This is a genomic window from Motilibacter deserti, from assembly GCF_011250635.1.
Taxonomy (GTDB): Bacteria; Actinomycetota; Actinomycetes; order Motilibacterales; family Motilibacteraceae; genus Motilibacter_A; species Motilibacter_A deserti.
The window spans coordinates 1-5,016 of sequence record NZ_JAANNP010000119.1 but is presented as its reverse complement, the minus strand read 5'-3'; the positions used below and the strand labels follow the sequence as shown (position 1 = coordinate 5,016).

The 5,016-nt window shown below is 67.6% G+C and carries 3 protein-coding genes and 1 pseudogene; 1 reads left to right on the top strand and 3 read right to left on the bottom strand.

Annotation, left to right across the window (positions count from 1 at the left end; translation table 11 throughout):
- The 3 genes from mmsB to chvE form a co-directional block, all read right to left on the bottom strand.
- On the bottom strand, positions 1-1,196 hold a 1,196-nt coding region (gene mmsB, locus G9H71_RS20965), incomplete at its 3' end, for a multiple monosaccharide ABC transporter permease (protein ID WP_331273169.1).
- A complete protein-coding gene (mmsA, locus tag G9H71_RS20960; protein WP_166284719.1) occupies positions 1,193-2,749 on the bottom strand; it encodes a multiple monosaccharide ABC transporter ATP-binding protein in 1,557 nt (518 codons plus the stop codon). The genes mmsB and mmsA, both read right to left, overlap by 4 nt.
- A gap of 167 nt (positions 2,750-2,916) precedes the next feature.
- The gene (gene chvE, locus G9H71_RS20955) at positions 2,917-4,047 is read right to left on the bottom strand and encodes a multiple monosaccharide ABC transporter substrate-binding protein (RefSeq protein ID WP_166284718.1); all 1,131 of its coding nucleotides are present in this window, start codon (positions 4,045-4,047) and stop codon (positions 2,917-2,919) included.
- Positions 4,048-4,718: 671 nt separating this feature from the next.
- On the opposite strand from chvE, the pseudogene G9H71_RS20950 reads away from it, so the two are divergent.
- A pseudogene (locus G9H71_RS20950) lies at positions 4,719-5,016 on the top strand (glycoside hydrolase family 3 C-terminal domain-containing protein); the annotation flags it as partial.

Genomic DNA, 5,016 nt, shown 5'->3' with positions numbered 1-5,016 from the left:
AACGCGACCGCGGCGATGAGCACGAGGCCCTTGATCGTCTGCTGCCAGGCGGCGTCGACGTTCATGATCGAGAGGCCGATGTTGAGCACGCCCATGATGAGCGCGCCGATGATCGCCCCCGAGACCTTGCCGATACCACCCGCGACCGCGGTGCCACCGATGAAGGCAGCGGCGATCGCGTCGAGCTCGTAGTTCTGGCCCGCAGCGGCCACACCGGCGCCGGCGCGGGAGGTCGTGACGACCGCCGCGATGCCGGCGAGCAGCCCCATGTTCACGAAGATCATGAAGTTGACGCGCCTGGTGTCGACGCCGGAGAGCTTGGCCGACTGCAGGTTGCCGCCCATCGCGTAGATGTGCCGGCCGAAGACGGTCTTGCCCATGATGAACGTGTAGAGCACGACCAGCACGCCGACGATGATGAGGACGTAGGGCGTGCCGCCGGTGCTGTTCGCGAGCTGCCAGGTGACGAAGCCGATGATCGCCGCGGTCACGACGATCTTGACCAGGAAGGCGGCCATCGGCTCGGTCATGAGGCCCTCGCGGCTCAGCGCGACGCGCTGACGGACCTGCGACCCGACCAGGCCCGCGATGGCGACCAGCCCGATGACGACCGTGACGACGTCGAGGTTGCCGGCGAACCCGAGCCAGTTCGGGATCGACCCGTTGCTGATCTCGATGAAGTTGTCCGGCAGGCCGGCGACCGTCGTGCCGACGAGCACGATCGCGAGGCCGCGGAAGATCAGCATGCCGCCGAGGGTGACGATGAACGCCGGGATGCCGACGTACGCGATCCAGAAGCCCTGCCAGACGCCGACCAACGCGCCGATCGCGACAGAGGCGACGACCGCGAGCAGCCAGGGGATGTCCCAGTCCGTCATCATCAGTGCACAGAGGCCGCCGATGAAGGCGACCACCGAGCCGACCGACAGGTCGATGTGGCCCGCGACGATCACCATGACCATGCCGATGGTCAGGATGAAGACGTAGGCGTTCTGCCCGATGAGGCTGGCGACGTTGTTGGGCTCGAGGAGCCGGCCGTCGGTCAGGACCTGGAAGAGCACGACGATGATGAGCAGCGCAGCCACCATGCCGTACTCACGGACGTTGCTGCTGAGGTACTGCTTCAGCGACGGCCCGGCCGCCGCGCCCCTGCCCGGCTCAGTGGGCCGGACGTCCTTGGTGAGGGCGCTGCTCACGCCGACGCACCTTCCTTCTCCATCGTCATGAAGCGCATGAGGGACTCCTGCGAGGCCTCACCGCGGGGTAGTTGGCCGGTGATCCGGCCCTGGCTCATCGCGTAGACGCGGTCGCAGATGCCGAGCAGCTCGGGCAGCTCGGAGGAGATGACGATGACCGCCTTGCCCAGGTCGGCCAGCGCGTTGATGATCTGGTAGATCTCGTACTTCGCGCCGACGTCGATGCCGCGCGTGGGCTCGTCCAGGATCAGCACGTCGGGATCGGAGAAGATCCACTTGCTGAGGACGACCTTCTGCTGGTTGCCGCCGGAGAGCTTGCCCGTGAGGACGTCGACGCTGGGCGCCTTGATGTTCATGTCCTTGCGGTAGCCCTGCGCGGTCTTGACCTCGCGCCCCTCGTCCATGACTCCCCAGCGCGACAGCTTGCCGAGGGCGGAGGCGGCGATGTTGGTCTTGATGTCCTCGATGAGGTTGAGGCCGTAGCGCTTGCGGTCCTCGGTCGCGTAGGCCAGCCCCTGCTTGATCGCGTCCTTGACGTTGCGGGGCGGCGACACCTCGCGGCCCTTGAGGAAGAGCTTGCCGGTGATGTCGGTGCCGTAGCTGCGGCCGAAGATGCTCATCGCCAGCTCGGTGCGGCCCGCGCCCATGAGGCCGGCGATGCCGACGATCTCACCGGCGCGCACGTCGAGGCTGGCCCGGTCGACGACCACCCGCGAGCGGTCGACGGGGTGGTGGACCGTCCAGTCCTCGATGCGGAGCGCCTCGTCGCCGATCTTCGGCGTGTGCTCGGGATAGCGGTTGGACAGGTCGCGCCCGACCATGCCGCGGATGATGCGGTCCTCCGAAACGGGCTCCGCGCCGTGCATGTCCAGCGTCTCGACCGTCTGACCGTCGCGGATGATCGTCGTGGAGTCCGCGATCGCTTTGATCTCGTTCAGCTTGTGCGAGATGATGATCGAGGTGATGCCCTGCCCCTGCAGGTGGCGCAGCAGGTCGAGCAGGTGGGCGCTGTCCTCGTCGTTGAGCGCCGCCGTCGGCTCGTCGAGGATGAGCAGCTTGACCTGCTTCGAGAGCGCCTTGGCGATCTCCACGAGCTGCTGCTTGCCGACCCCGATGTCCTGGATCTTCGTGTCGGGGCTGTCGGTGAGGCCGACCCGGGCCATGAGCTGCGCGGCCTCGCGGTTGGTGGCCAGCCAGTCGATGACCCCGCCCTTGGCCTTCTCGTTGCCGAGGAAGATGTTCTCGGCGATGGAGAGGTAGGGGCTGAGCGCGAGCTCCTGGTGGATGATCACGATGCCCAGGTGCTCGCTGTCGCGGGTGCCCTTGAACTCGCAGAGCTTGCCCTCGAAGTAGATCTCCCCGTCGTAGGTCCCGGCGGGGTAGACGCCCGACAGGACCTTCATCAGCGTCGACTTGCCCGCGCCGTTCTCCCCGCAGATCGCGTGGACCTCGCCGCGACGCACGGCCAGCGTGACGTCCTGCAGTGCCTTGACGCCCGGGAACGTCTTGGTGATCCCGCGCATCTCGAGAATCATGTTGTCGTTAGCAGCCATGTGTCGCTCGCTTAACTTCCGCAGTGTCCCGACGGGGCCGACCGGGCCCTGCGCGATTCGCGCAGGGCCCGGCCGGGGTGCAGCACGGAACGGGCCGAGGCCCGAGGCCGGGCGAGCCTGTGGTCGGGATCAGGCCGCCCGGGACCTCGAAGGTTCCTGCGTCAGCCTCAGAGGCCGAGGTCCGAGGCCTTGTAGAAGCCGGACTCGACGAGGTCCTTCTGCACCGAGTCGGCGGTCACGACGACCGGCGGCAGCTGGTAGGTCGGGACGACCTTGTTGCCGTTGTCGTAGGTCTCGGTGTCGTTCACGTCGACGGTCTCGCCCTTGACGATCTGGTCGACCATCTTCGCGACCTGGTCGCCCAGGGTCCGGGTGTCCTTCCAGACCGTCATCGACTGCTTGCCCGCGAGCATGTTCTTGACGTTCGCCTGGTCGGCGTCCTGACCGGTCACGATCGGCCAGTCGGCCTTGCCGTAGCCGGCGCCGTCGAGCGCCTGCTCGATCCCGAGGGCGAGCGAGTCGTTCGGCGAGAGCACGACGTCGACCTTCTTGCCACCGCCGTAGAACGAGTTGAGACGGGTCTCCATCTCCGACTGCGCGGTGGAGGACTGCCACCCCTGGATGCCGATGCTGGCCCAGTCGTCATTGCTCTTCGGAGACTTGCCCGAGGGGACGACGAGCTTGCCACTGTCGATGTAGGGCTTGAGGACGTCCCACGCGCCGGAGAAGAAGAACTTGGCGTTGTTGTCGTCCGGCGAGCCGGCGAAGGGCTCGAGGTTGAACGGGCCGGGGGCCGAGTCCAGCTTGAGCTGGTCGACGATGTACTGGCCCTGCAGCTGGCCGACCTTGTAGTTGTCGAACGTCGCGTAGTAGTCGACGTTCTCCGTGTCGTTGATCAGCCGGTCGTACGCGATGACCTTGATGTCCTGCGCGGCGGCCTTCTGCAGCACCGGGCTGAGCGCGGTGCCGTCGATGGCGGCGACGACGAGGACCTTGGGCTTCTGGTTGATCACGTTCTCGAGCTGCGTGATCTGCTGGTCCACCTTGTTGTCGGCGTACTGCAGCGTGGTCTCGTAGCCCATCGTCTTGAGCTGCTCGGTGAGGCGCGCGCCGTCCTTGTTCCAGCGCTCAAGGCTGCGCGTCGGCATCGAGACGCCGATGAGGCCGCCGGCAGAGGCGCCCCCGCTCGCGCTGGCGCCCGCGTCCTCGTCGGAGGAGCGCTCGCTGCTGCACGCGCTCAGACCGCCGGCGAGCAGCGCGACGCTGACGGCCGCGACGAGCCTCTTCTTGGTCGACATCCTCGACCTTCCTTCCTGGTGCCCGAACTGATGTCGTGCTGTGAACACCCGTGACGGGGGAGCCACGGCTGCGTGGTGCTGCCCACTGGGCAGGGCCCCCGTTTGTTTACGCATCGAACATACGCAACTCTCGGATCTCCTGGGAGCATGTTGCCGCAACAATCCGGTAACGAGCCACCGGGTCCCGGCGAGGCGCGACCTCCGACTGCTCCTCAGTAGGCCGCCAGACCTGCTCGAACCGGGCACAAGGTCCCGGACGGGCTTCCGGAAGGTCACCGAGAGTTGCAGAACGGCACGTGGCAGTCGTTATGAACCTGTGACCGTCCTGGGCCGCCCCGGACTGGACACGGAGCCGCTGGGAGAGGTTTAGTTCCGGTGCCCAACCAACTGCCCTGACCTGCCCTCCAGGCGGGTCATCGGGAGTAGGAGGCGCTCCGGGGGGCGTCGCCAGAAGGGCCGACATTCCCACCGCCTCGGTCCGGAAACCTTACCGAGAACCATCGTACGGCGGCCCTGCACGCCGCCGCGATGCCCTCGGCACGCCCTCTCGCGACCGGCCCTCCACGCACCGAGGCCGTGCGGTCGAGGCCGCTAGCCAGCCCCCTCTGCACGGCCGTCCGCAGCGGCCCCGGGACCTCCCGGGCCGCACCCGATTCTCATCGGAGAGATGCATGGCACGACGCTCCGTACCCCTCGCGCTGGCCCTCGGGCTCACCGTGACGGGGCTGGTCCCCGCCGCCGTGGCGGGGTCCGGCCAGCAGGCGCTGGCCGACACGGCCCCGATCTACCTCGACCGCCACTACTCGCCGCAGGAGCGCGCGGCGGACCTGGTGTCGCGGATGACGCTGGCCGAGAAGGCCAGCCAGATGAACAGCAGCGTGTCCCCCGCGATCCCGCGGCTCGGGATCGCGCAGTACGGCTGGTGGAACGAGGCGCTGCACGGCGTCGCCCGTGAGCAGCTGGTCAACA

What these genes read in the sequence shown, in the direction of transcription:
- mmsA (WP_166284719.1), bottom strand. Translation starts at nt 2,749, where the DNA reads ATGGCTGCTAACGACAACATGATTCTCGAGATGCGCGGGATCACCAAG.
- chvE (WP_166284718.1), bottom strand. Translation starts at nt 4,047, where the DNA reads ATGTCGACCAAGAAGAGGCTCGTCGCGGCCGTCAGCGTCGCGCTGCTC.